Origin of the sequence: Natrinema pellirubrum DSM 15624, from assembly GCF_000230735.2 — an archaeon.
In the GTDB taxonomy this organism is placed as follows: Archaea; Halobacteriota; Halobacteria; order Halobacteriales; family Natrialbaceae; genus Natrinema; species Natrinema pellirubrum.
This window is the reverse complement of record NC_019962.1, coordinates 2,721,022-2,745,979: the sequence shown is the minus strand read 5'-3', so window position 1 is coordinate 2,745,979 and position 24,958 is coordinate 2,721,022. Positions and strand designations below refer to the sequence as shown.

Below are 24,958 nucleotides of genomic sequence, written 5' to 3'. Positions count from 1 at the left end.
AATAGCGTCATTTGAACTCACGCCCAAAGGACACTCTTGGCGTGATTTTGACGGTTATGGGAGGGTTGTGAGAATCCTTATTTTGGAGCGCTCGAGGCGATGGCACCGGCCGATTCTCAACATCAAACTCGCCATCGAGGTACCTCTGTCCTTCGCAGGTGATTTCGTACATGTTGCTATCCTCGAAGATCGGAGCAACTAGTCCGACCTGAGAAAGCATTAGACATCGCTCCTCGACCCGCCCACGTGACGCAGTGAGTTTGACAGCTTGAGACATATGCTGCGGTGTCGACCACGGATCCTCCGAAAGATGCTCGAGAATCCGTTCATCAAGCGTACACATCCAGCGGGCGGGTTTTCGGCTCATTAGGATTGAGTGGTTCCACTGGCACTCGGTCCGTCTCTCGAGTCGCCGCCGTTGAGGTAGGTCTCGTTTTCGGCGTCGTACTCCTCATCGAGGTATGCTTCGCCTCGCTCGGTAATCGTATAGACTCCGTTTCCAAGAGGAGTAAGAAGACCATGTTCTGCAAGTTTCTTGCATCGTCGGGATACCGAGGACGGAGAGATACGAATAGCGTCCCTCTCAGTGAGATCCCCAACCCGACCTGCATCTTCGTCACGACTGATCTCGAGGATCCGATCATCCCAGATCGTCATCCATGTCCCAGATTGTCTCATTACGTTCTCAAACGGCACAATAATACCTAACTCTCCGCAATTTACTGATTAAACCAAAGTCTATCTGTACCCTGCATGATCGAGGACTGTCCCCACGACCACGAGCCGATGGGTTGCGAGGCGACGGAGTACGGCCACTACTCGCAGTGTCCGAGCAGTCTCTCGCCGCACACGATCCGGCGCGGGGCGATCACCCACCAGCTCCGTGAGGACATTCCCGAGAAGATCGTCAGCGATCGCTGCGACGTATCCTCGGAAGTCCTCGAGCGCCACTACGACCGCCGTACAGACCGCGAGAAGAGGGAACAGCGACGCGACTTCATCGAAGACCTATAGACAGGAACATGACCCACGAACAAGCGGCTGAAAGCATCGACTCACGGATAGTCTTGAGAACACCCTCAAACGTACGTATTCGGGAAGTAGAAGGTCTGAAACGACAAAACAGCGATGGACTCGCCGGGATTTGAACCCGGGGCCTCTCCCATGCCAAGGGAGTGATCTACCCCTGATCTACGAGCCCTCGAGCGCATTCTCCAGTTCCCGTCGGGAATAGATAAACCCCTCGAATTCATCGAGGTCCGTCACGGATACACATTCGTCGGGGCGACACGGGCAACCCGCCGTTGCTCGCGGTGGCGAACGCTTTTTGACCGTTCCGGGACGAGGGCCAACGGATGGCCGGGAACCGGGACCGAACGCAGCGTCGGGACGAAAGTGATGTGAAACGCGGCGATGTCCGGGAGACGTACGACCGGATCGCGACTCACTTCGCGTCCACGCGCGAGTACGCGTGGCCGGAGGTCGAATCGTTCGTCGCGTCCCACGCGACCGATCGGGGCTCCGATGCGGTGGGGCTCGACCTGGGCTGTGGCAACTGTCGCCACGCCGAACTGCTCGCAGCCGAGTGTGGGTCCGTCGTCGGCCTCGACGTGAGCCGTGGCCTGCTCGAGACGGGTCGGGAACGCGCCCTCGAGCGGAGGTTCGACGTTGAGTTGGTCCAGGGAGACGCGGCCGCGCTGCCGCTTACTGACGACGGCGTCGACCTAGCGGTCTACGTCGCGACGCTGCATCACCTGCCGACGCGAGCGGCACGGCTGGCAAGCCTCGACGAACTCGCTCGCGTGTTGTCCCCGGACGGTCGTGCGTTGGTCAGTGCGTGGTCGACCGCTCACGACCGGTTCGATGCGACTGAGGGATTCGATACGACCGTCGAGTGGACCCTCCCCGGCGGCGAGCCGGTCGATCGGTTCTATCATATTTACGCGCCCGAGGAGTTCGAGGCCGACCTCGCTGCCAGCGACCTCACGCTCCGGGAGTGGGAACTCTCGAGCGGGAACTGTTATGCCACGGTCGTGGGCGCGGGCCAGTCGGGATAGACAACCGTGCCCCGGAACCGGTTTCGGTCGCGATCGTTCGGCCGACAGTCGCCCGGTGGCTGTGGTGGTAGTTGTTCCCGTGACAGGTGATTCCACAAGCGATCCGACTCGCTATTTTAGCCGGTCGAATCCGTAGATATCGGCTCCAGTCCCACTCGATGAAAACGGTTTGAAATCGAGTAAAAGGTCCGGAATAGACGCTAACGATCTGAAGAACGTCCGGCTTTTATGATGGTCTCGTCACCAGACCGAGATGCGCTATGACGCGCTTGACTCGACGTTCGACGCTGAAGGTCGCAGGCGCATCGCTTGCCGCAGCCACCGTCCCCGCGACGGCTGCCGCCGCCGAGAGCGACGACGGGTGGACCGTCGTCGAGACGCCGGTCGATAGCACCCTCCACGACGTCGCCTACACGGCCACGAACCCGCACGCGGTCGCGGGCGGCGGACTGGTGATCGAACGCACCGCCACCGGCTGGGAGGTCGTCCTGCAGGGCGGCCCGACCGGCAACGGGAACGACCTCTACGGGGTCGACACCACCGACGACGGCGAGCGGCTCTGGATCGTCGGCTCGAGTGGTGCGATCGGCGAGTACGACGTAACGACCGGGAACCTGGTCGACCGCTCGGCGCCCAACGATTACACGGCGAACTTCAACGACGTCTCCGTCACCGGTCCCGCCGGTGAGGCTGACGTCTACGTGGCCGACGACTCCGGCTCGATCCACTACAGCTTCGACAACGGTAAGGAGGGCACCTGGAACTACGAGGTGCCGGGCAGCGGCTCCGGGCTGAACGCGATCGAGTGCTACGCCGACGGCGCGGGCCACGTCATCGACACCAACGGGAAGGTCTTCGCCACCGACGACGGCGTCACCTGGAACCCGATCGGCATCGAGGACGCCGGCGTCACCTACTACGGACTCGACAGCGACGCCGAAGACGACGTCTACGTCAGCGGCGGTAACGCGTCCGTCTTCGACTACACCGGCAGCCGCTGGATCCCCGAGAGCCTCGGCGACGCCGCCCTCTTCGACATCGAAACCGAGGCCGGCACGGGCTACACCGTCGGCAGCGGCGGCGCGGTGTTCGAACTCGAGGACGGCGAGTGGGTCCAGAACACGACGCCGGTCGGCGAAAACCTCCGTGCCGTCGCCACCGGCGATGTCGACATCGTCGTCGGCTCCTCGGGCTCGCTGCTCGAGCGGTAACCGCCGGCCGACCCGCGGACCACCCAGTAGCCCGCTGATCGCTGAGTACCGATCTCCCGTTTTTCCCTCGGCGACCGTGATCGCGAGCGGGCGGCGACACAGAAAAGGAAGAGCCTTAAACGTGGACCGAAAAGCCGGTGATGCGCGCGGATGGTCTAGTGGTAGGACCTGAGCCTTCCAAGCTCATGGCCCGGGTTCAAATCCCGGTCCGCGCATTGCTGTCGCGAGCAAACTCGAGAGCGACAGCAATCGGAAGAGAGACTTGAAGCACGCGAGTCGCAGCGCGACCGTCGTGAGTGACCGTCTCGCAGTCGGGTTCAAATCCCGGTCCGCGCACTTTTCGACGAGCAGACGACGGGAACAACGCGTCGAGGCCACAGTTCCGAACTCGCTAGAGACAGCAGTACTCGGCCCCGTTTGCGGGACGCTGTGCGATGACTCGAGCCGGTGACAGGCCGGACCGACCGCCGTCGGTCGCGGGGTGGCTCGAGCGATGGCGGATCGAGCGGTTCAGAAGTGTCGATGCGGCGGAAGCAACAGATCATTCCGACGGTGCAGTCGCTTATTCGGACAAAAATACGAGTGATGGACGAAAACACAGACAGACTATGCTATTCTAAACACTCGTCTACTCGATATGGGTTTTGGAAAACAGATGCAGAACACTTATCCGTGTATCGGACTTTCGTCTAATCGCAATGGCAAACGGAACGGTTGATTTCTTCAACGACACGGGCGGTTACGGTTTCATCGAGACTGACGACGCGGACGAGGACGTTTTCTTCCACATGGAGGACGTTGGCGGTCCGGACCTCGAAGAAGGCACAGACATCGAGTTCGACATCGAGCAGGCCCCCAAGGGCCCGCGAGCGACGAACGTCGTTCGTAACTAACACGGGTTCGCACCGTCGTCTTACGGCGACGTCGCGTGACTTCGTTTCTTCGACACCCTTCCCCTCGAGAGCCATCGGTCGATACCCGCGGTGACGACCGGCGTGGCTCAAGAGTGACGACGCCGCCGAAATCGGTCGCCGGCTGTCTCTCGAGTCCTCACAACGGTTATATAGTCCTCCATGTCGTCGTGGGTTTACTGCACCGGTGATCACCGTGGACGATGTGATCGTACGACGTGAGTTCGATTGGTCGGAGACGCCGCCGAGCATCGCTATCGTGACTGTGATCGCCGATCTCGAGAACGTCGATCCGATCGACCTCCCGACGACCGCCGAGATGACGCTGTACTCGTATATCGATCCCGGTGCGCTGGACGCTCTCGTCGCCGGTGATCACGTCGTCGTATCGTTTTCCATGGCGGAGTATCGGATTCGGATCGACGGCACCGAACTGACAGTGGCTACCGATTGATTTTCACCGACGACAGTCGTGAACTGCTGTACGCAACGCCCGCTTGCGGTTACGGTTCCGAGTCCTCGACGGCGGTCAGTCCCGACGAGATCAACCGCCGGAGTAACACGACGATTCCGTTCTCGAGGCCGCTGGCGAAGATCGCCTGTTCGGCCGAGTCCTCGCTGTTGGGATAGTACGAGCCGATCAGCAACGCCTCCCGATCGACGAGCAGGATGCGACTGATCGCGACTTCGTGGTCGGTTCCCGATCCGATGAGAAAATCCAGGTTCGTCTCGAACACGCGGGCGGCCGGGAGTTCCGTTTCCAGCCGGGAGGTAATGCCGTCGGTCCGGCCGCCGAGGATGACCTGGACGTCCTGATCGACCGCATCGTGTAACGTCTCGTAGAGCGGGTCAGACAGGAGCGATTCGTCGGCAACGACCAGTGCGATCTCGCTGGTGGCCTCCGTGAGTAGATCGAGCGTTCGCGATTCGATCGCGTCGCGTCCGGTCAGTGACCACACCTCCTGCATCCGGTCGTCATCGGACTCGGTCTCGCGGTGTTCGACGGTTTCGAGATATGACTCGAGGGTGTCGACCCGGTCGTCGTATTTCTGGCGGAGGGTCCGCGTGGCCTCGTCGATGCCGACCGCCCGAAACTGTTGGGGGCTCGAGTGTCGTACTTCGACGAGTCCCTGTGACTCGAGTACCCGAATGGCGTCGTAGACCCGCGTTCGGGGAACCTCCGAGATCTCGTGTATTTCCTTCGCTGTACCGCTGGGTAGCCGCGTCAACGCCAGAAAACACCGGGCTTCGTACTCTTGAAGACCGAGATCCTGGAGTAGACTAACCGCCTCGTTCGTAATGTCGTCCTGTGTCATGGCCCAACCACGTGTCCGGCGTTCCGAACACGTACAATAGGAACTGACGGCGGGAAAAGGATTCGTGTATGGCTTGGAATCAGTAGTGGGAACCGCCGAAAACGGCGGTTTTAGCCGAACTATCGCATTCACCCGGATTATCACACAAGCTACTTGAGTCTACGCCCGATATGGTTCGCTGGCGCGCCCCGTTACGGCCCAACCACGGCGGGGCGTGTCGTTTCGTTCGCGGATCCGTTCGACTTCGCTTCTCAGCAGTCGCCACTAGTGACGGGACAGCGTCTCCGCCAATCCGCTCTCGAGATCGGTAACACCGAACTGCGGTCCGCCGCTCAGAACCAGCCATCGGGGAGTTCGTCCCGATTGTCGTCCAGTAGCTCGAGCAGCGGCTGTATCTCGCCGAACCGCGGCCCTTTGACGACGGTTTCGTCCTCGCGGTGCCACTCGATGTAGCCGTAGTCGGCCAGTTTCGGGAGGTGGACGTGATATTTCCGTGTCAGCTCGTCGCCCGCCTCGTCGATCTCCCAGTGAAGGCCGTCGCCCGTCGAGACGTCTTGTGGGTTGTGAGTCAAGAGACTGAGCAACAACCGTCGCCGGTGACCGTCTGCCAGCGCATCGAACGCGTCATCGACCATATGGGGGTACCTCTGTCAGTTGACAGCATGACTGCTCACTTGACGTAGTGCGGTTTTCACGCAGCGATTGTGTTTTGAGTAACCGAGTGAACGGATCGTTTGAGGCGACGGAAACTGGCCGGAACCGATCGATAGGGACGGGTCTCACCATCGTCTCCGTCGACATCGACGACGATTGCCCCACGGGACCGTCCGATTCCGAGGGTTGTTGTGCGATCCCCGCGAAGCGAAGCCGTGGAGTACGATCTGCTCGGTTGGCCACCCGACGGCCCGACACTCCGGCTCGATCACGAACGGTTCAGCTACGCCGGCAAGTTCGTCATGACGAACACGGGCAAGGCCGTCGCCCGTACTGACAACGGCCGGCTCGTCGCCGCCGTCGCGTTCAACGAGGACCGGACTGACGCCGACACGCTGTGGCTACGGTACGTCACCGTCGATCGGGACCGGCGTGGCGAGGGGATCGGCCCCGCGCTCTGTCGGCTGGTCCGCGATCGTGCCCTCGAGCGAGGCTACGAGCGACTCCGGATCGCCGTCAACAACCCCTTCGCCTACGAAGCACTCTACCGGACCGGCTTCGCCTACACCGGCGAGACGACCGGGATCGCCGAACTGATCCTCGAGTACCCGATGCCGGACGATCCCGATACCGCGACGTGGACCGACCGCGAGCGGTACCAGGCCGGCCTCGAGGAATACCGCGATCGGGACCTCTCCGACGCGGAGGAACGGTTCCTCGAGTCGCGAACCGGGAGCGACCCGCCGGAGATCGGCTGTGAGTGAGTGTATAGCGCGGCTACTGCAGTCGGATCCGATACAGCGCGGTGACCGCGACGGCGTGGGCCGTCCCCGTGACGGTCGCGCTGAGGACGGTCGCCAGCGTGGCTCCGGCGGTCGTCGACGACGCGAGCCGCGAAACGCCGGTTAGTGCGTAGCCGACGTAGCCGAGGCCGACCAGTATCGCTAGAATGGTGCCGGGACTCGCAACCGCGTAGTCGAGGCTCTCGATCACGGCCGCGATGGGTCGTTTCCCGCCGACGACGATGATTGCGGGAGCGACGAACAGCCAGACGAGGAACGGAGCGAGCGTGAACAGCGCCACGAGTGCGAGTCCGACGCCAGCACTGGCCGGGCTCGACAGGAACAGCGCGCCGAACAGGACGCTATCGATGACGACGACGTACGCGACGAGCCAGGCGACTCGATCGAGCGGCGGCGTGAGCCCGTCCGTGTCGGCGTCCGCCAGCCACAGGCAGCCGGCGAACGCGACCGCCGTCGCGGCGCTTATCGCGACCTGCCAACCGACGAAGGCGACGAGAAACCGGGGTTTCATTCCGGTGAGAAGCGCGGGGCTCATCTCGACCGTCGGCTCGAGCCGCGGGACGAACGGCAGCGAGAGCCGGACCAGGCCGCCCTCGGGAAACGGGGCGAGGCCGATTGGATAGGGCGACTCGAGCCTGGCGACCGTGCTTGTGGCTCCGAGCGCGCCGGCGACGGCGAATGGGATGGCCAGCGATGGCCGCCCGCGGAGCAGGGCGAACGCGGTCGCGAGAATCGACCTGAGACCGGGACCGGCCCCGAGGTTCGAGACGAGTGGCTCCGAGTTCGTCTCGCCCTCGGTTACGGTGTCGGAATCGGAGTCGTCAGTCGCCATCGTCCCCGAGCCCGTAGAGCATCAGTGTCGTCCCAATAACGATACGGTCGCCGGCGACGATCGCCGGCGTCAGGGCGGCGCGTTCGATTTCGCCGCCGCCCGAGGTCCCGACTGTTTCCGTGAACGTCCACAGCCGTTCGCCGTCCGCCGTCGCGAGGGCGTGGAGGCCCGCACTGCCAGGGACGAGCAGGAGATCCCCGGCGACCGTCGGCGGCGGGTCCCCCTCGGTCAGGGTACTGCCGGGCACGTCGTCGAGGGTTTCCGTCCACCGAACGGCGCCGTCCTCACGGTCGACGGCTGCGACGCCGATCGGGTCCGATCCCTCGTCCGCCTCGATCGTGCCGACGTGATAGATGGTCGTCTCGTCGACGGCGAGTCCGACGTGAGCGCCGCGGTCGAGCGGGCGAGTCCAGCCGCGATCCCCCGATGCCGCGTCGAGTTCGCGGATCCGAACCGCCCGTCCCGAGTCCGATTCCGTCCATCCGACGGTGTAGACCGTCCCGCCGCGTGCCGTCATGCTGTTGCCGGCCTCGACCCGCCACTCGAGCGTCCGTCCCTCGCCGACGGTCCACTGGCGAGTGCCGTCCACGAGGTCGAGTCCGACAAGCACCGGTCCGCCCAGGACGCGCCCTTTCACGACGACGGTCCCGGTTGTGGTGTCGACGACGTGGTCGATGGGAACGAGCGAGTACTCGTCGTCGGGGTTGGCGGCCGCGAGGGCGTATCGCCAGCACTCACTGCCGTCGTCGGGGGTGACGGCCGAAACGGTTCCCTGCGGATGGAGGCTAACGACGGTCCCGTCCGCGACGACCGGTGTACCGGACAGTGTCGCATCCGCACCGAATCCGCCGGGCGGTGCCACATCGACCCCCTCATCGTCGATCCACCAGCGAGCCAGATCATCGCCGAGTCCCGAGACGCTCTCGGGCCAGCCGTCAGGGTCGGCGGCGTAGCCGGCGATCACGCCACCGTAGGGGACGAGCAACACGCCGTCCCGGTAGACCGTCGTCGAGGCGAACGCCATCGGGCCGGCGCTCCGGCCGAAGCCACCGTAGGTATTGGAGACGTCACCGTCGCCGGTCTCCGCGTCGACGACGAACAGGCCGTTGGCGGACTGGCAGTAGACGGTCCCGTTCGCGACGACTGGCGGGAGCCACCCGGACGCACTGACCGAGCGCGACCAAGCGACCTCGACGCCGTCCCGTGGCAGGGTGGCGTCCGGGACGAACCGTGTCCGGCCCGGATCGCGGCCGTACATTCGCCAGTCGGCCTCGCTCGCGGCGGGCGTCCGATCGGCGCCGAGACAGCCCGCGCCCGCGCCGAGTAGCGTTCCGACGCCGGCGAGTACTGCTCGACGGCGAGGGCTCGAGGCGTTATTCATGTTATCAATTAGTGTATATTCATTTCGTAACCGGAATAAAGATTCGTATCGACGCTGATCGACTCGGTACCGCAGGCGGCCGAAGCCAACGATTCAAATCCCGGTCGACCCAACTACCGCCAATGGGAAACGCTGCACTCCGGGAGATCGCCGCGATCGAGGAGATCCCCTTCGACGATATCGAGGGTGTCGTCGCCGTCGACGCGCACAACTGGCTCTATCGCTATCTGACGACGACGGTCAAATGGACCGACAGCGCGAAGTACACGACCGCCGACGGGACCGAGGTCGCTAACCTCGTCGGCATCGTGCAGGGGCTGCCGAAGTTCTTCGAACACGACATCACGCCGGTGATGGTCTTCGACGGCGGCCCCTCCGAGTTGAAAGACGACGAGATCGAGTCCCGGCGCGAACAGCGCCGCAGCTACGAAGAACAACTCGAGACCGCCCGCGAGGAGGGCGACGCGGTCGCTATCGCACAACTCGAGTCCCGAACCCAGCGGCTGACGCCGACGATTCAGGAGACCAGCCGCGAACTCCTGCGCCTGCTCGACGTGCCGATCGTCGAAGCGCCGGCGGAAGGCGAGGCCCAGGCCGCCCACATGGTCAAACACGGCGACGCCGACTACGTCGGCTCCGAGGACTACGACGCCTTACTCTTCGGCGCGCCGCTTACCTTGCGGCAGCTGACCAGCAAGGGCGACCCCGAACTGATGGACCTCGCGGCGACGCTGAAGCGCCACGACCTGACCCTCGAACAGTTGATCGACGCGGCGATCCTCATCGGGACCGACTTCAACGACGGGGTGTCGGGGATCGGTCCGAAGACGGCGCTGTCGGCGATCGCGGAACACGGCGATCTCTGGAGCGTCCTCGAGGCGCGGGGCGATCACGTCGAACACGGCGACCGGGTCCGCCAGCTGTTTCGCGATCCCGACGTAACCGACGACTACGGGTTCGACCCCGAGATCGAACCGGATCTCGAGGCCGCACGCGAGTACGTCACCGGAGAGTGGGGCATCGACGCCGGCGAGGTCGAACGCGGCTTCGAGCGCATCGAGGAGAGCGTCACGCAGACGGGACTGGACCGCTGGACGTAGCATCGCGGAGCCGATCGATCGGCGGAACAGTGACCCGTACTGACTGGTCGGTTCGTCTAAGACGCAGTCACTCGCACCCGGTAGCCCCCTCGCTCGAGCAGTCGTTCTCGGTCGCCGCCGGGAGTTCGACGCGCCCGTCTCCCGTTACGACGACGGGCCGGCCCTGATATCGGAATCGGACGCGAAGGTCCCTCGAACCGGAGCGGACGAGCGAGTCGAGGGCTTCGGGATCGACCCGCTCGTACAGCGGCGGCCTGAGATCTAGCGGGGTCGTATCGAGAGCCGATGCGACCGCCCTGACGACGGTCTCGCTCGGTGGGCGACGCTCCGTGATCTTCGAATGGGGGTCGGACATCACCCCACGCTATCGGTGTCGGCTCCTAAAAACTATCTCCGATCGTATATTTCTTCGGCGGGACTTCAATCACCCATCGAATCGGCCGAGGACGGAATACGCTTCGGAAAACTTGCCACGAAATCAGCCGTCGGTCGTATACTTCTTCCCGAGGTGGTTGAACGTCCGGTCGTTCGCCGCGACGACGACGCTCGTCTCCGTGACCTCGACGCCGAGATCGTTGAGATCGTCGGCGATCTCCTCGGCGCGTTCTTGCGATCGACTCACGAGTTCGATGTGGAGGTCGTCTTCGTCGGTCAGCAACTGCCTGACGCCGATGACGTTCTCGATGTCGGCGACCTCGTCGACGATCCCGTCGTCGTCGCCCTGCATCGTGCCGACCAACAGCATCCGGTGTTCGAACCCGGCCGCCTCGTAGTCGACCCCGGGCGTATAGCCCGTGATGATCCCTCGCTCCTCGAGGTCGTTGATCCGTGCTGCGACGGTACTCGAAGCGAGATCGACTCGATCGCCGATCGACTCGGTGGTTGCGTTCCGGGCGTCGTCCTGCAGTACGTGGAGAATCGCCATATCGTCCCTGTCGAGATCGGCCATCAGCGAGTCACTACGCCCATACTCGGCCACACGGTATATAAGGTTCATTCAGCACAGCCTACTGAAAACGAGGATCCGGAACGGCAGTACGACGGCCCTCTCGCCCTCGAGCCGACGAAACGACACCGATCAGCAGCGGTCGGGGGCCGTCTTACGGCCCGGTCCTCAGAACAGGTGGTCGTCGTCCTCGAGCAGCCGTGCGGGGCCACCGACGTCCCAGACGGTGGTGGAGACGCCGCAGTCGGCGACGGCTTCCTCGACCTCGTCGGCGTGTTCCTCCGTGGTGTTGACGTAGACGCTGGCTCCGGTGTCCGTCGAGAAGTAGACGGGGATGTCTTCCTCCTCGCGGAGTTCACGGACTGTGTTGAAGATCGCGAGGGTGGCCGGCTGCCAGTAGACCCAGCCCGAGGGACCGGTCATGGTCGTCGCGGCCAGCGACAGCGAGTCGTGTTCGGCGCGTTCGAACACGCCCTCGAAGTCGTCGTTGCGCAGGGAGTCACGCATCTTCGCGATCTGTTCGTGGATGTGGGCGTTGCGGGCCTGGAACATGTGGCTGTCGGCGGCCTCGCGGTGGGCGTCGTCGGTATCCTTGTGGTAGGGAACGAGGCCGACGATGATCTTGAGATCCTCGTGGAGGTTCGAGGGGACCCGTTCGGAGCGACAGTCCTCGTCGTTCATCCCGGTGCGGAGATGCGAGAAAGCGCCGGTGACTGCTCGCGCGGCCGAGGCCGACCCGACGCGGGCGATCGTCGAAATCTCCCCCTTCGAGGCGTCCAGTTCGGCCGCCTCGGCCAGGGCCATCGCCGCGGCCGCAAAGCCCGAGGAGGACGACCCCAGCCCGACGTTCGTCGGGAAGCTGTTCTCGCTCTCGAGGCGGACCGGGTAGACGGTGTGGGCGGCGTCGGACTTCGAGCGGGCCTTCTCGACGACGGCCTCGACCCGTTCGTACGCTCGCCCCTCGAGTTCCTCGCCGTCGACGATGAAGGTGTCCTCGTCGTAATCCATCGAGAACTCGACGGTCGTGCGGGTGTGGCTGGGGGCCGTACAGACGCTGATACTGTCGTGATAGGGGAGCCGCTCGATCTCGTCGCGCATCCCGTGATACTTGACCAGTCCCTGAATGGGGTGGGCCATGGCCGTGGCTTTCATACCCTGATAGGTGGCTGAAGGCCGCTTAAAGCTCACGGCATCCGCCGACCCGAACCCGAACGCTGAAACGAGCCGACGCTAACCACGCCTTATGGGAACGCCACGGGACTCGACGCAGGCCCAAGCCGAGGTAGTGGTCGACCGCCTCGAGGACGAATACCCCGACTCGACGATCTCGTTGCGGTACTCGAACCGCCTCGAGCTGCTGATCGCGGTGATCCTCTCGGCCCAGTGTACGGACGAACGGGTCAACAAGGAGACGAAACACCTCTTCGAGAAGTACGACGGCCCCGAAGACTACGCGACCGTCGATCAGGACGAACTCGCCGAGGACCTGAACTCGATCACCTACTACAACAGCAAGGCGGGGTACATCCGCGACTCCTGTGCGACGATCCTCGAGGACCACGACGGCGAGGTGCCCGACACGATGGACGAACTGACCGAGCTATCGGGAGTGGGTCGGAAGACGGCCAACGTCGTCCTCCAGCACGGCCACGACATCGTCGAGGGAATCGTCGTCGACACGCACGTCCAGCGGCTCTCGCGGCGGCTAGGGCTGACCGAGGAGGAGTACCCCGAACGCATCGAGGAGGACCTGATCGAGATCGTCCCCGAGGGGAGCTGGCAGGAGTTTACCCACCTCTGTATCGATCACGGACGGGCGGTCTGTACGGCACAAAACCCAGACTGCGGCGACTGCGTACTGGCGGACGTCTGCCCCTCGGAGAAGGGTGACGGCGAGATCGATCTCGCCTCCGGCGATCCCTGGTAACCGGTGCGCTACGGGCCGGAAACGGCGGAACATCCCAGGCCGCCAGTCGCAAGCCCAACGCCTTTTCGCGGACCGCGGGTATCCCCGGACGGGATCACCATGTCCGATACATCCGACGAACGCGACGACACCGGCAAGGACGAACACGGGCGCGACATCCAACTCGAACACGAGGCGACCGATCCCGAAGAGGCCCGCGACGAAGAGGGGCTCACTGAGGAGGAGAAAGAGGCCCGCGAGCGGGAGGCCGAACGAGAGCGCGAGCAGGACATCGACGAGGGATCGGTCGACCGGGAGGACGACGCCCTCGAGAACCAGAACCCGGATAACCACCGCGACGAGGAGCCGTACAACGGGTAGCTCCCGTGCGGTCCGTCGCTCCGCGATCGACGCCGTTTTTCGCGCGCTTTCAGTCGTCCGCGAGACGCCGTTCCGGGACCGAGAGCGTCGATAGCCGGTCGGTAACGGCGACGGTGACTCGCCGGTCGGTAGTGACGGCGCCGACGGCGTCGCCGTCGGCAACGAGCGTCACGTCGCTTTCCTCGCGCTCGACCGTAACGTCCAGCCCGTCGTTCGGCAGGACCCACTGTCGCGTCTGGGTCACGAACGGACCGATGGGGGCGACCGCGACGGCGTCGACGGCCGCCGATAGCTGCGGTGCGTCGACGGCGCTGGCGTACCCGTGGGTGCCGGCCGGCGTGGCCACGACGACGCCGTCGGCCCGAAACGTCGCAACGGACGACCCACGGCTGTAAACGCCGTACTCCGAGATGCGGGCCGGCTCGTCGGTGATCAGGGTGACATCGAACAGTGCGCGCTCTCGAGCGATCGGATCGCTCTCGCCGGAACGCGATTCGAGTGCGGCCTCGAGAACCGGTCGGTCCTGGCGGGTCGCCGCCCCCCGAAGTACCTGCCGAACCGCGTCGGACAGCCGCTCTCGGTCGACCGACTCGATTCCGCAAACCGGACCGACCGGGAGGACGGGCGTGTCGACGCCGGCACGGGTGAGTGCCGACAGCCCCGCTTCGCCGGGGATCACGAGCAGCGACGGCGTCGCCGCGAGAACCCCCTCGAGCCCGCCGTCGACGACCGTCCCACCGGCGTCGGCGACCGCCCCCTCGAGGCGGTCGACCTCGATGGGCTCGGTCTCGTCGTCCTCGGGGTCGACGACGCCGACGACGGGGGAGTCGCCCGCACTCCACGCGGCATCCATGGCCGCCAATTCACACGGCCCGCTCAAAAGCGTACGGTTGTCGTTGTGTGACGGCGGCCGGACGGGGGGCGGCGTCGCTACCCGTCGTAGGGCCAGTCGCCGGTGATCTTCATCCCCTCGGCCAGCCCCTGTGACTCGAGATCGGCGGCGATGGCGTCGGTATCCCGGTGGTCGACGGTCGTGTCCGCCCGGGCGAGTTCGACGACGTACTCGGTCAGCAGGATCGCCTGTTCGCGCAGGGTTCTGGGCTCGAGTTTCTCGATGGTGTCGGCGAAGGTATGTCCCCAGCCCCGACCCGGCCCCTCGGACTTCGCTTTCACGTGACAGCCGGGGACGCCCCGCTCGACGAACGGCCAGTGGTCGCTGTGGGGGCCAAGCGTCGGGACCGTCTCGATCGGGTGGTCGTACCGGTCCGCGACCTCGTTGGCGGCCGCTTGGAGGCCGCCGAACCCGTGGGTGACGATCGACAGCGTCCGATCGCGGACGACGCCGTCGTTGTTGACGACCGCTTTGATGCGTTCGGGATCGGCCGCCGCGGCGAACCGTTCGGAGCCGGTCAGTCCGACTTCCTCCGCGCCGAACGCGACGAACTCGATGCGGGTCTCGAGGTCGGCTTCACGGGCCGCGAGCGCGTTCGCGAGTTCGACGACCATCGCGGTGCCGGCCCCGTTGTCCATCGCCCCCTCAGCGATGTCGTGGGCGTCGACGTGGCTGGTCACGAGGACGCGCTCGTCGGTGTCGGGCCCGAGTTCTGCATGGACGTTCTGACTCTCAGCGGCGTGGATATCGGCGTCGACCGACAGCGTGATCTCGTCGCCGTCGAACCGGCGCGCCAGACGCGCGCCGACCTCGCTCGAGACGCCGACGGCCGGGATCGGCCCGATCGGCTGGTCCGTCCAGCCGACGCTGCCGGTCGGCGGCAGACAGCCCTCGACGTGGTTGCGGTAGACGAACCCGACCGCGCCGTTCTCGATCGCGTGGAAGTACTTCTCACGGCGGTGGAGATACCGGTCGTAGTAGTCCGGCACGTCGCTGCGGACCATGACGATCGTTCCCTCGAGGTCGGTCTCCTCGAAGTCGGCGGGCAGCCCGTAGCCGAGATCGACCAGCGGTGCGTCGACCCGGTCCGCAGGGCTGCGCGGCAGTGCGATACAGTCTTGGCTCGTCTCGCCGGCTTCGATCCCGCTGTCTGCCCGTTCCCAGCCCTGTATCTCGAACGGCTCGAGGCGGGCGTTTCGCGCGCCGGCGTCGGCCAGCGCGTCCCGGGTCAGTTCGGCGGCCTCGCGTTCGCCCTCGCTGCCTGCCATGCGGTTCCCCACGTCGACCAGGGCCTCGAGGTGGTCCCAACCGACGTCGCTCTCGAAGACGTTGCCGATCCACTCGGACATGTCCGAGCTATCACGGTAAGCCCGGGTAACGGTTCCGCTCGCGGCGCCGGTCCGCCGTTGGAACTGTCCCGGGGTTGATGACAGTTCAGTCACACGGAACTACGAATCTTTTTTACGCCGCTCCCTCTCGGACCGCGTATGCGGGAAACGCTTGCCGACTGGCGACCGGCTATCGACGACGCCATCGCTGAACTGGTCCCACGTGAGATCGACGCCGACTACCTCGAATCGTACTTCGGATCACCGACCTACGCGTACGATCCCAAGGGTATCCAGCAAGCCCTCGCGACACCGTTGTGGGACCTGCTCGACCGTGGCGGCAAACGCTGGCGGGCGGTCCTCTTTCTCGTCTTCATGGAGGGGTTCGGGGAGGATCCCGCCGAGTATCTCCCCTACGCCTGCATTCCGGAGATCCTGCACAACGGGACGATTATCGTCGACGATGTCGAGGACGGGGCCACGATCCGTCGTGGAGAGCCAGCGCTCCACCGCGTCTACGGCCGCGACATCGCGCTCAACGCCGGCAACGCGATGTACTTCCTGCCGCTGAAGATCATCACGAACGACCCGGCCGACCTCCCGGCCGACCGGCAACTCGCCGCCTACGAGATGCTCATGGAGGAACTCAACCGGACGCATCTCGGGCAGGGCATGGACATCTGCTGGCACAACGAGCGCGAGGTCCGAATCGGTACCGAGGAATACCTCGAGATGTGCGCGTGCAAGACCGGCTGTCTCGGGCGGATCGTCGCGCGACTGGCCGCGATCATCGCCGACCAGCCCTCCGAAGTCGAGGCGGCGGTCGCGAAGTACGCGGAACTGACCGCGGTCGCCTTCCAGATCGGCGACGACATCTTGGACGTCGAGAACTCGCTGGGGCGGGCCGGCGACTTCGGCAAGGCGTTCGGCAACGATATCCGCGAGGGCAAGAAGACGCTCATGGTCATTCACGCGATCGAAGCGAGCGATCCCGAACGCGCCGACCGACTCCAGACGATTCTGGCGGCCGACGACACCACCGACGACGACGTCAGTGAGGCCCTCGAGATCATCGCCGACGCCGGCAGCATCGAGTACGCTCGCGATCGCGCCCTCGAACTGGCGGCGCAGGCCCGTGCCGAGATCGACGGTCTCGGCTTCGACGACGAAACGACCCGCAAGCTCGAGGAATTCACCGAGTTCGTCATCGAACGCGACGAGTGACGCCGGGTCGAAACGGGCGTCGCTTCGGCCGTCGAACGGCACTGACGCCGCTCGAGAGCGGTGATAAATCGGTGGACAGAAACTGCGAGTACCCCTACCCGCTGTCCACCGTCCTACCCGATGGGTAGGCGTTGGGCAGAATATGTCTTGTGGTCCCGTCCGCTCTCGAGGGGGCTCGACCGAACGAGTCGCTCGTCGTTCTGCAACGAAGCCAGTAGTTACGGCACCGACCGCGGTTTGCGTCGAAAGCGGTGTGAGAAACGGCGTCGACCTCCCGACGCGGTCTCAGGCGAAGGTCTTCGAGACGTCCTCGGTCTCGTCGGACTCGGCCTGAACCTTGTCCCAGGCGTTGCGGAAGTCCTCCATCCGGATCTCGGTGCGGTCGTCGCGGATGGCGAACATGCCGGCCTCGGTACAGACGGCTTTGATGTCGGCACCGGAGGCGTTGTCGGCCTCTTCGGCCAGTTCGGCGAATTCGACGTCGTCGGCGACGTTCATCCCACGGGTGTGGATCTCGAAGATGATCTCGCGACCCTCGGCGTTGGGCTTTGGTACCTCGATCAGGCGGTCAAACCGACCGGGCCGGAGGATGGCGCGGTCGAGCATGTCGAAGCGGTTGGTCGCGGCGATGATCCGGATCTCGCCTCGCTCCTCGAAGCCGTCCATCTCGCTGAGTAGTTGCATCATCGTCCGCTGGACCTCGGCGTCGCCGGAGGTCTTCGACTCCGTTCGCTTTGCCGCGATGGCGTCGATCTCGTCGATGAAGATAACTGCGGGTTCGTGTTCGCGGGCGACGTCGAAGAGGTCTCGAACCAGCTTCGCGCCCTCGCCGATGAACTTGTGGACCAGTTCCGAGCCGGCCATCTTGATGAAGGTGGCGTCGGTCTGGTTGGCGACGGCCTTCGCGAGCATCGTCTTCCCCGTCCCCGGCGGCCCGTAGAGTAAAACGCCGCTCGGCGGATCGATGCCCACGTCGTCGAACATCTCGGGCTTCTCGAGGGGCATCTCGACGGTCTCGCGGACCTCCTGCATCTGCTCCTCGAGCCCGCCGATGTCCTCATAGCTGACCTCGGGGCTCTCGGTGACTTCCATCACACGGGCGCGGACGTCGGTCTCGTTCGAGAGGGGCTTGACGATCGACAGCGAGTTGTTGACCGCGACCCGGGCGTCGGGTTCGAGATCGTCGCGCATCTCGTCGGTGACCTCGGTCAGGGCCTCCTGGTTGTTCCCGTGCTGTTTGATGATGACGCCCTCCTCCGTGACTTCCTGCACGGTGGCGACGAACAGCGGGGACTGCTTGAGCTTCTTGTTCTCGTGTGTGAGCCGCTCGAGTTTCTGCTGGTACTTGTTGTTCTCGGCGTTGGCGTCGAGGAGTTTGTCGCGCATCTCCTCGTTTTGCGCCTCGAGGATCTCCAGCCGTTCCTCGAGCGCCTGGATTTTCTCCTGTTGGGACGCCTCGTCCTCGTCGTATGGGAGGTCGACGTCGTCCACGGTGTCGCTCATCACCCGACCTTTGGGTGTTGGTTCTTAAGAGACTTCGGGTAGGTGCACTCAACTCGAGGTATAACTGATGGACATTAATAGGAATAGAAAATATTATTACCCCGTATTCGGAATGGAGGAGTAAGATGAGTGCTTCAGAGCCGCTTCGACAGGAGACCAACGAGCGTGGAACGTGGGATGACGTCCGAGACCTGCCCCCGAGTGCGAAACTCGTCGCGAAGGTCCTCGAGTACAACGACACGATGACTCAGCAACAGCTCGCCGACGAGACGCTGTTGCCCTCGCGGACGGTTCGGTACGCCCTGAACCGACTCGATGAGGAGAACGTCATCGACTCGCGCTTTTCGTTCTCCGACGCCCGCAAGCGGCTGTACAGCCTCGACATTCAGTCGTAGCCCTCATTCGAGTAGACGTCGCTGTTCTCGTCTCCGAGTCCGTTCAAGAAGAGCGTCGCTGACCCCGCCGCTTCCAAGCGATAGCGATGCACACTCCGCCCCCGACAAACGCGAGGAGACGAACACCGACGAGCTGGGTCGGCTCTCGCGGACGCTGTACTTCCCTCGCCGTCCGATAGTATACGTCGCCGTCGTGGACGACCGGATCATGCCGCTCGAATACGGGTAGTCGCCGGTCGAGGACGGTAACTGATCCCGTCTCGGCGGCTTCCCGTACCGCGACGGGCATTCGTCGGCTCGGAACTGCGATCCGCTCGACTGCGTCCATGGGCGAGACCTCGCGCAGCGACAGTCGCGTCGTGTTCCCCTCGGTCCGTGTGTCGGGGACGTAGAACCCGTCGTCAATCGACACGAGCGTATATCTGCTCCACGCCCGCTTATACCGCTCCGTCGAGACGTTCAATCGGCCCATGGGTCGATCGGACTCGATCGGTCCCTGCTCCAGTATTCTCCTCTCGAGTGTACACGCCCGTTCGACGGGGTCACCACCACACTGGAGGGTCTGATCGGATCGATGGATGACCGTTTTCGCGGTCGACTCGTTGGTAACTCGCTCGATGTCGTACCTGACTCGTGTTTCCGATCCGTCGAGAGTTTCGGGGACCAGATAGATCGGATTCAGTAACAGCCCTACGCCGATCAACAGCAGGACGCTTGTTTTCAACTTGTTAGAATCCATACAAATAATTTAATTTTTATTTATATATTAGTTACGTCAACAGGGTAGTCCGCCTCGAGCGGAACGGGACGTAGCCACGTTGCCGACGGGCCCTGCGTCGACTCGATCGCTCCGACGCTTCCCTCGGTCTGTCGGGTCTCGCCGCCGTTCGGACCGGCCGGTTTACTTTCACCTCGATCACCGAACCCCTTTAGGGCGGGCTCGCCAACGACTGGCCAATGACGCGGGTTATCCATACGGGCGATACCCACATCGGGTACCAGCAGTACAACTCGCCCGAGCGACGACGGGACTTCCTCGAGGCCTTCCGCTCGGTCGTCGAGGACGCCGTCGCCGATGACGTCGATGCGGTGATCCACGCCGGCGACCTCTTTCACGACCGCCGGCCGAGCCTCGTCGACCTGCAGGGCACCGTCGATATCCTCCGAACACTCTCGGCGGCCGAAATCCCCTTTCTGGCCGTCGTCGGCAACCACGAGTCGAAACGCGACGCCCAGTGGCTCGATCTCTTCGCCGATCTCGGCCTCGCGACGCGACTCGGTGCCGAACCGGTCGTCGTCGACGACGTCGCCGTCTACGGCCTCGACTTCGTCCCCCGGTCCCGGCGTGAGGACCTCGAGTACGAGTTCGATCCCGTCCCCGCCGAGGCCGACCATGCGACCCTCGTGAGCCACGGTCTCTTCGAACCGTTCGCGCACGCGGACTGGGATACGGACACCGTCCTCGCGGCGTCGACGGTCGATTTCGACGCCCTCCTAGTGGGGGACAACCACAAACCGGATACCGCCGAGGTGCGTGACACCTGGGTCACCTACTGCGGGTCGACCGAGCGAGCGAGCGCCAGCGAGCGCGCGGACCGGGGCTACAACCTCGTGGATTTCGACGACGAGGTCGCGATCAGTCGCCGCGGGCTGACCGACACCCGCGAGTTCGTCTTCGTCGACGTGGACCTGGCCGAAGGCGAGGGCGTCGACCGCGTTCAGGAGCGGGTCCGCCAGCACGACCTCGCGGACGCGGTCGTTATCATCACCGTCGAGGGCGAGGGCCGGCCGATCACCCCCGCTGCGATCGAGGAACTCGCGATCGATCGCGGGGCGCTGGTCGCCCGGGTCAACGACCGCCGGGAGCTACCCGACGAGGACGAGGATGTCTCGGTGAGCTTCGCCGACCCCGACGCCGCCGTCCGCGAGCGGGTGCGCGAACTGGGCCTGAGCGACGCCGCCCGCGAGATCGACGAAACCGTCCGGACCGACGACCTGGCCGACGCGAACGTCCGCGAGCGCGTCGAACGCCGGGTCCGGGACCTCCTCGAGGAGGACACGTCGGCGCTCGAGCCCGCGCCCGACCGGGAGCCAGCCGACGACGACGTGACGACGGTCGCCGACGAACTCGAGACGGCGGAAGCCGACTCGAGCGGTGCCGGAGCCGACGGTGAGACGGAGCCGACGGCCGCCGACGGCGACGGTGGGGCGGCCACCGACGAGGACGGTGCAGTCGCCGATGCGGCCGACGGGTCCGGAGAGGGAGACGCCCGAGCGGACGACGACGCCGACGCTGACGCCGACACCGCCTCGCTGGGTGATTTCGCGTGAGGGTCGACCGCGTTCGCCTGCTGAATTTCAAGTGTTACGGCGACGCCGACCTGACGCTCGAGCGCGGGGTCACCGTCGTCCACGGCGTCAACGGCAGCGGGAAGTCGACGCTGCTCGAGGCGGTCTTCTTCGCGCTCTACGGCTCGAAGGCCTTGGACGACCGCACCCTCGACGACGTGATCACGACCGGCGAGGAGGAGGCCGAGGTCGAACTCTGGTTCACCCACGACGGCCACGAGTACCACATTGAGCGCCGGCTCAAACTGCGCGGCGACCGCGCGACTACGACCAAGTGCGTCCTCGAGACGCCAATGGAGACGATCGAGGGGGCCCGCGACGTCCGCCGCGAAGTCACGGAACTCCTGCGGATGGACGCCGAGGCGTTCGTCAACTGCGCGTACGTCCGCCAGGGCGAGGTCAACAAGCTCATCCACGCCTCGCCGAGCGACCGCCAGGACATGATCGACGACCTCCTCCAACTGGGCGCGCTCGAGGACTACCGCGAGCGGGCCAGCGAGGCCCGACTCGGCGTCAAAACGGTACTCGACGGCCAGCGGGAGATCCTCGAAAACGTCCGACGAAAGGTTCAGGAGAAAGAAAAGAAGGACCTCCACGAGCGGTTGAACAGCCTCGAGTCCAACCGGAACGACGTCACAGAGGAGATCGATCACTACGAGACACAGCGCGAGCAGGCCCAAGAAACCCTGGAAGCCGCGGTGGACGTCCTCGAACGTCACGAGGAGACCCGCGAGGAGATCGCAACGCTCGACGAGGAGATCGAGGAGTTGCGCTCGAAGATCAGCGACACCGAGCGCAAGCGCGACGAGGCCGGCGACGAGATCAGCGAGATCCGAGACCGACGCGAGGAACTCGCAGACGAGCGCGCCGACCTCGTTGCGGCCGTCGATCTCGAGGTCGACGAACCCGACGAAACAGTGGTTCAGGACCACATCGACGACCTCGAGGACCGCGACGAGGAACTCCGGGACGAACTCGAAGACGTTCGCGTGACGATCACGGAGGGGAACAACGAGGTCGAGCGGCTCCGTGAGGAGGCCGACGACCTCGAGGAAAACGCCGAAGCGGCCCGGAAGGAGGCCGACGACCTCGAGGAACAGATCGAGGCCGACGAGGCAGCCATCGCGGATCGCGAGGCGAAACTCGACGACCTCGACGACGACATCGAATCCGCGCAGGCGACGTTCGACGACGCGCCGGTCGAGTTCGGCGCGGCCGAATCATACCTCGAGGACCTCGAGACCGAGCGCGACGAACTGGTGTCGCGAATCAACGACGTCACCGCCGATATCAGGACTGCCGAGAACGCGATCGAGGATGGCGAACGACTGCTCGAGGAAGGGAAGTGTCCCGAGTGCGGCCAGCCGGTCGAGGACTCACCGCACGTGGATGTCCTGGGTGATCGCCGGGAGGAACTCGCCGACCTCGAAGCCGAGCGGGCGACTCTCGAGACCGAGCGCGACGAGATAGACGAGCGGATCGATCGCGCCGAGGAACTGCGAGACGCCGAGCGGCGGGTCGACCGGCTCGAGGAAAACCGGGACAACATCGAACAACTGCTCGCGGAAAAACGCGAGAGCCTCGCGGACCGGCGCGAGCAGCGCGATCGGCTCCGTGACGACGCCGAGGAGTACGAGGCCGAGGCCGAGGAGAAACGGGCGGCAGCCACAGACCGCGAGGACGAGGTCGCCGATGCCCGGGCGGAACTCGGCGAAATCAACACCGAGCGGGGGGAGATCAAAGAGACGCTCGAGACGCTCGAGCGAATCTCGGAGATCACCGACGAGCAGGCCGCTCTCGAGACGGAGATCGAGAACCTGCGCGAGCGGCGAGCCGACTGGGAGACGATGAACGACGAGCGCCGCGAGACGCTCTCGGAAAAGCGCGACCGCAAGCGCGACCTCGAGTCGGAGTTCGACGAGGACCGCGTCGAGACCGCCCGCGAGGACAAGGCCAACGCCGAGCAGTACATCGACAAGGTCGACGGGAAACTCGACGAACTCGAGGCCCAGCGCGACGAGATTCAGAACGCGATCGGTGCCGCCGAGAACGAACTCGCGGAACTCGAGGAACGACGCGAGGAACTCGAAACCGTCGAAGAACGGTGTGAGCGTCTCGAGTCGCTGTACGAGGAGGCCGAGACGCTCCAGACCACCTACGGCGAGTTGCGCGCGGAACTGCGCCAGCGCAACGTCGAGACGTTAGAGCGATTGCTCAACGAGACGTTCGAACTGGTCTATCAGAACGATTCCTACGCCGCGATCGATCTGGACGGCGACTATCGATTGACGGTCTATCAGAAGGACGGCGAGGCCCTCGAACCCGAACAGCTCTCGGGCGGCGAGCGGGCGCTGTTCAACCTCAGTCTGCGGTGTGCGATCTACCGGCTGCTCGCGGAGGGCGTCGAGGGATCGGCACCGATGCCGCCGCTGATCTTAGACGAGCCGACGGTCTTCCTCGATTCGGGCCACGTCACGCAACTGGTCTCGCTGATCGAGTCGATGCGCAACGACTTCGGCGTCGAACAGATCGTCGTCGTCAGCCACGACGAGGAACTCGTCGGCGCGGCCGACTCGCTCGTCCGCGTCGAAAAGGACGCCACGTCGAACCGCTCGCGACTCGAGCGAGGCCAGCCGCCCGAGTCGGAACTGCTCGCGTCGGACTGAGGAAACGGGACCGCCCGCTCAGGCGGTGTCGTCATCCGACTCGGCCGTCGAGTCGACGGTCGGTCGGATCGTCTCGAGCGCCGTCTCGCAGTCTGCGGTCACTCGATACCCGCGTTCCCCCGCGACCTCGGTCTCCTCGAGCAGGCCGGCGGCCGAGAGGACCGTCAGGCGGCCGTGCAGGTCGCTCTCGCAGAAGTCGTAGGCGTCGAGCAGGGTCCGGACCCCGAGCGGCCCCCGCTCGGTGAGTTCGATGAGGAGGCCAAGCGTCTCCGCGTCGTGAACGTTCGTCAGGAGGGTAAGAACCGGGTCTGGGACGCTTTGTGCTGCCGTCTCGAGGGCCGTTTGATCGACGGCCTCGAGGCGGTCGTTTCGGATGTAACACTCGTTGCCGGTTTCGGGATCGCGGACCAGGCTCGCGCCCTCGGAGCGTTTGCGAAGCAGGTACCGCTTTCCGGTATCGTCCTCGACTGTGTTCATGAGCGGTCGTTTCCGTTCGGTGACTGGCGTTGGGTCACCGACCCTGAAGTAGTTTCGGCCGCGTCGTCGGATGCCGTCTCGGCCGGCTGGCCGTCGGCCTCCACCGCAGCGCCAGACTCTCCCCCGTCGGAGTCCGATGACGGGTCGGGATCGGCCTCGTCGGGTTCGTCGGCCCCATCGCGAAACCGCCGGTAGCGCCGGACGGCGAACCCGAACAGTACCACGCCGGCGACGACCAGTGCAACCGCGTGTGTCGAGCCTCCCTCGAACACCAGCATGAGGGACCCAAGCGAGACGGCCAGAACGGCGGCGTTGAGAACCAACACGAGCGCCCAGAAGGTCTGGAGGAGGTCCGCGGATGCGTCCGTTTCCCCCATCTCCACTTCGGGGGGTTCGATCGCGCTCGAGAGGTCATCGAGATCGTCCGGACCGTCGTCTCCCGACACCTGTGGGATGGTCAACCCGTCGCTGTCGGGGTCGTAGTACTCCTCTTCGGGGTCCCACTCCTCGGGTTCGTTCTCGGTCCGGTCGAAGACCACACGCGAACCGTCGGGCAGCGGAAGGAAAAGCGTTCGCTTCGCGGCCGGTTCATACGGCCTGTTGTACGTCATTTACGGTGCAACCCC

General features: G+C 64.7%; 26 protein-coding genes, 2 tRNA genes and 1 pseudogene. 14 read left to right on the top strand and 15 right to left on the bottom strand.

What is annotated here, in order from left to right; translation table 11 throughout:
* Positions 1-366: 366 nt before the first annotated feature.
* Positions 367-678: a helix-turn-helix domain-containing protein gene (locus NATPE_RS23080; RefSeq protein WP_006181989.1), complete on the bottom strand. Its 312-nt coding sequence runs from the start codon at positions 676-678 to the stop codon at positions 367-369.
* Between the two features lie 60 nt (positions 679-738).
* Between NATPE_RS23080 and NATPE_RS13235 the strand changes: the two are divergent.
* Positions 739-1,014, top strand: a pseudogene (locus NATPE_RS13235) (site-specific integrase); the annotation flags it as partial.
* A 115-nt stretch (positions 1,015-1,129) separates the two neighbouring features.
* Here NATPE_RS13235 and NATPE_RS13230 read toward each other — a convergent pair.
* Positions 1,130-1,201, bottom strand: a tRNA-Ala gene (locus NATPE_RS13230).
* 154 nt (positions 1,202-1,355) lie between these two features.
* On the opposite strand from NATPE_RS13230, the gene NATPE_RS13225 reads away from it, so the two are divergent.
* The 5 genes from NATPE_RS13225 to NATPE_RS13205 all read left to right on the top strand — a co-directional run bounded on the left by NATPE_RS13225 (position 1,356) and on the right by NATPE_RS13205 (position 4,633).
* Positions 1,356-2,057: a class I SAM-dependent methyltransferase gene (locus tag NATPE_RS13225; protein WP_006181987.1), complete on the top strand. Its 702-nt coding sequence runs from the start codon at positions 1,356-1,358 to the stop codon at positions 2,055-2,057.
* 260 nt (positions 2,058-2,317) lie between these two features.
* Positions 2,318-3,268: a beta propeller repeat protein gene (locus NATPE_RS13220; RefSeq protein WP_006181986.1), complete on the top strand. Its 951-nt coding sequence runs from the start codon at positions 2,318-2,320 to the stop codon at positions 3,266-3,268.
* Positions 3,269-3,412: 144 nt separating this feature from the next.
* Positions 3,413-3,483 (top strand) — tRNA-Gly (locus tag NATPE_RS13215).
* A gap of 483 nt (positions 3,484-3,966) precedes the next feature.
* Positions 3,967-4,161 (top strand): cold-shock protein, encoded by a 195-nt coding sequence (locus NATPE_RS13210; protein WP_006181985.1) that lies wholly within the window; start codon positions 3,967-3,969, stop codon positions 4,159-4,161.
* A gap of 223 nt (positions 4,162-4,384) precedes the next feature.
* Positions 4,385-4,633 (top strand): HalOD1 output domain-containing protein, encoded by a 249-nt coding sequence (locus tag NATPE_RS13205; protein ID WP_241432759.1) that lies wholly within the window; start codon positions 4,385-4,387, stop codon positions 4,631-4,633.
* Between the two features lie 49 nt (positions 4,634-4,682).
* On the opposite strand, the gene NATPE_RS13200 is transcribed toward NATPE_RS13205, so the two are convergent.
* Both NATPE_RS13200 and NATPE_RS13195 read right to left on the bottom strand, forming a co-directional pair.
* Entirely contained in the window at positions 4,683-5,495 is an 813-nt protein-coding gene (locus NATPE_RS13200) for a TrmB family transcriptional regulator (RefSeq protein ID WP_006181983.1), read from the bottom strand.
* A 332-nt stretch (positions 5,496-5,827) separates the two neighbouring features.
* Positions 5,828-6,130 (bottom strand): hypothetical protein, encoded by a 303-nt coding sequence (locus NATPE_RS13195; RefSeq protein WP_006181982.1) that lies wholly within the window; start codon positions 6,128-6,130, stop codon positions 5,828-5,830.
* 234 nt (positions 6,131-6,364) lie between these two features.
* Between NATPE_RS13195 and NATPE_RS13190 the strand changes: the two genes are divergently transcribed.
* Entirely contained in the window at positions 6,365-6,913 is a 549-nt protein-coding gene (locus NATPE_RS13190; protein WP_015299122.1) for a GNAT family N-acetyltransferase, read from the top strand.
* Between the two features lie 13 nt (positions 6,914-6,926).
* Here the strand turns inward: NATPE_RS13190 and NATPE_RS13185 are convergent, their stop codons facing one another.
* Positions 6,927-7,784 carry a hypothetical protein gene (locus NATPE_RS13185; protein WP_006181980.1) on the bottom strand — a complete coding sequence of 286 codons (858 nt, stop codon included), beginning with the start codon at positions 7,782-7,784 and terminating at the stop codon, positions 6,927-6,929.
* On the bottom strand, positions 7,774-9,165 hold the full coding sequence (locus tag NATPE_RS13180; RefSeq protein ID WP_006181979.1) for an outer membrane protein assembly factor BamB family protein: 1,392 nt from the start codon (positions 9,163-9,165) through the stop codon (positions 7,774-7,776). Before NATPE_RS13180 ends, NATPE_RS13185 begins: the two co-directional genes overlap by 11 nt.
* Positions 9,166-9,287: 122 nt before the next feature.
* On the opposite strand from NATPE_RS13180, the gene fen reads away from it, so the two are divergent.
* Positions 9,288-10,265: a flap endonuclease-1 gene (fen, locus tag NATPE_RS13175; RefSeq protein WP_006181978.1), complete on the top strand. Its 978-nt coding sequence runs from the start codon at positions 9,288-9,290 to the stop codon at positions 10,263-10,265.
* A gap of 67 nt (positions 10,266-10,332) precedes the next feature.
* Here fen and NATPE_RS13170 read toward each other — a convergent pair whose 3' ends face one another.
* The 3 genes from NATPE_RS13170 to mvaD all read right to left on the bottom strand — a co-directional run bounded on the left by NATPE_RS13170 (position 10,333) and on the right by mvaD (position 12,363).
* Positions 10,333-10,620, bottom strand: coding sequence for a HalOD1 output domain-containing protein (locus NATPE_RS13170; RefSeq protein ID WP_006181977.1), 288 nt, complete (start codon positions 10,618-10,620; stop codon positions 10,333-10,335).
* A 123-nt stretch (positions 10,621-10,743) separates the two neighbouring features.
* Positions 10,744-11,214, bottom strand: coding sequence for an Lrp/AsnC family transcriptional regulator (locus tag NATPE_RS13165; protein ID WP_006181976.1), 471 nt, complete (start codon positions 11,212-11,214; stop codon positions 10,744-10,746).
* Between the two features lie 165 nt (positions 11,215-11,379).
* Positions 11,380-12,363: a phosphomevalonate decarboxylase MvaD gene (gene mvaD, locus NATPE_RS13160; protein ID WP_015299120.1), complete on the bottom strand. Its 984-nt coding sequence runs from the start codon at positions 12,361-12,363 to the stop codon at positions 11,380-11,382.
* A 91-nt stretch (positions 12,364-12,454) separates the two neighbouring features.
* Here mvaD and nth point away from each other — a divergent pair, with 91 nt between their 5' ends.
* Positions 12,455-13,138 carry an endonuclease III gene (nth, locus tag NATPE_RS13155; RefSeq protein WP_006181974.1) on the top strand — a complete coding sequence of 228 codons (684 nt, stop codon included), beginning with the start codon at positions 12,455-12,457 and terminating at the stop codon, positions 13,136-13,138.
* Between the two features lie 99 nt (positions 13,139-13,237).
* Positions 13,238-13,498 carry a hypothetical protein gene (locus NATPE_RS13150; protein WP_006181973.1) on the top strand — a complete coding sequence of 87 codons (261 nt, stop codon included), beginning with the start codon at positions 13,238-13,240 and terminating at the stop codon, positions 13,496-13,498.
* A gap of 49 nt (positions 13,499-13,547) precedes the next feature.
* On the opposite strand, the gene NATPE_RS13145 is transcribed toward NATPE_RS13150, so the two are convergent.
* Both NATPE_RS13145 and NATPE_RS13140 read right to left on the bottom strand, forming a co-directional pair.
* Complete coding sequence (locus NATPE_RS13145) at positions 13,548-14,351, bottom strand: NAD(+)/NADH kinase (RefSeq protein ID WP_006181972.1); 804 nt, start codon at positions 14,349-14,351, stop codon at positions 13,548-13,550.
* Positions 14,352-14,428: 77 nt separating this feature from the next.
* The gene (locus tag NATPE_RS13140) at positions 14,429-15,739 is read right to left on the bottom strand and encodes a M20/M25/M40 family metallo-hydrolase (protein WP_006181971.1); all 1,311 of its coding nucleotides are present in this window, start codon (positions 15,737-15,739) and stop codon (positions 14,429-14,431) included.
* 138 nt (positions 15,740-15,877) lie between these two features.
* Between NATPE_RS13140 and NATPE_RS13135 the strand changes: the two genes are divergently transcribed.
* Positions 15,878-16,942: a polyprenyl synthetase family protein gene (locus NATPE_RS13135; protein WP_006181970.1), complete on the top strand. Its 1,065-nt coding sequence runs from the start codon at positions 15,878-15,880 to the stop codon at positions 16,940-16,942.
* A gap of 285 nt (positions 16,943-17,227) precedes the next feature.
* On the opposite strand, the gene pan1 is transcribed toward NATPE_RS13135, so the two are convergent.
* Positions 17,228-18,445, bottom strand: a complete 1,218-nt coding sequence (gene pan1 / locus NATPE_RS13130; protein ID WP_006181969.1) for a proteasome-activating nucleotidase Pan1 — start codon at positions 18,443-18,445, stop codon at positions 17,228-17,230.
* A gap of 125 nt (positions 18,446-18,570) precedes the next feature.
* Here pan1 and NATPE_RS13125 point away from each other — a divergent pair, with 125 nt between their 5' ends.
* The gene (locus NATPE_RS13125) at positions 18,571-18,840 is read left to right on the top strand and encodes a MarR family transcriptional regulator (protein WP_006181968.1); all 270 of its coding nucleotides are present in this window, start codon (positions 18,571-18,573) and stop codon (positions 18,838-18,840) included.
* A 43-nt stretch (positions 18,841-18,883) separates the two neighbouring features.
* Here NATPE_RS13125 and NATPE_RS22320 read toward each other — a convergent pair whose 3' ends face one another.
* A complete protein-coding gene (locus tag NATPE_RS22320) occupies positions 18,884-19,303 on the bottom strand; it encodes a hypothetical protein (protein ID WP_152422586.1) in 420 nt (139 codons plus the stop codon).
* A 494-nt stretch (positions 19,304-19,797) separates the two neighbouring features.
* On the opposite strand from NATPE_RS22320, the gene mre11 reads away from it, so the two are divergent.
* Both mre11 and rad50 read left to right on the top strand, forming a co-directional pair.
* Complete coding sequence (mre11, locus tag NATPE_RS13115; RefSeq protein WP_006181966.1) at positions 19,798-21,171, top strand: DNA double-strand break repair protein Mre11; 1,374 nt, start codon at positions 19,798-19,800, stop codon at positions 21,169-21,171.
* Positions 21,168-23,855: a DNA double-strand break repair ATPase Rad50 gene (gene rad50 / locus NATPE_RS13110; RefSeq protein WP_006181965.1), complete on the top strand. Its 2,688-nt coding sequence runs from the start codon at positions 21,168-21,170 to the stop codon at positions 23,853-23,855. The genes mre11 and rad50 overlap by 4 nt, the downstream gene beginning before the upstream one ends.
* Before the next feature lie 18 nt (positions 23,856-23,873).
* Here the strand turns inward: rad50 and NATPE_RS13105 are convergent, their stop codons facing one another.
* Positions 23,874-24,332 carry a DUF7346 family protein gene (locus tag NATPE_RS13105; protein ID WP_006181964.1) on the bottom strand — a complete coding sequence of 153 codons (459 nt, stop codon included), beginning with the start codon at positions 24,330-24,332 and terminating at the stop codon, positions 23,874-23,876.
* Positions 24,329-24,943, bottom strand: coding sequence for a DUF7322 domain-containing protein (locus NATPE_RS13100; protein WP_006181963.1), 615 nt, complete (start codon positions 24,941-24,943; stop codon positions 24,329-24,331). Before NATPE_RS13100 ends, NATPE_RS13105 begins: the two co-directional genes overlap by 4 nt.
* Positions 24,944-24,958: the final 15 nt, after the last annotated feature.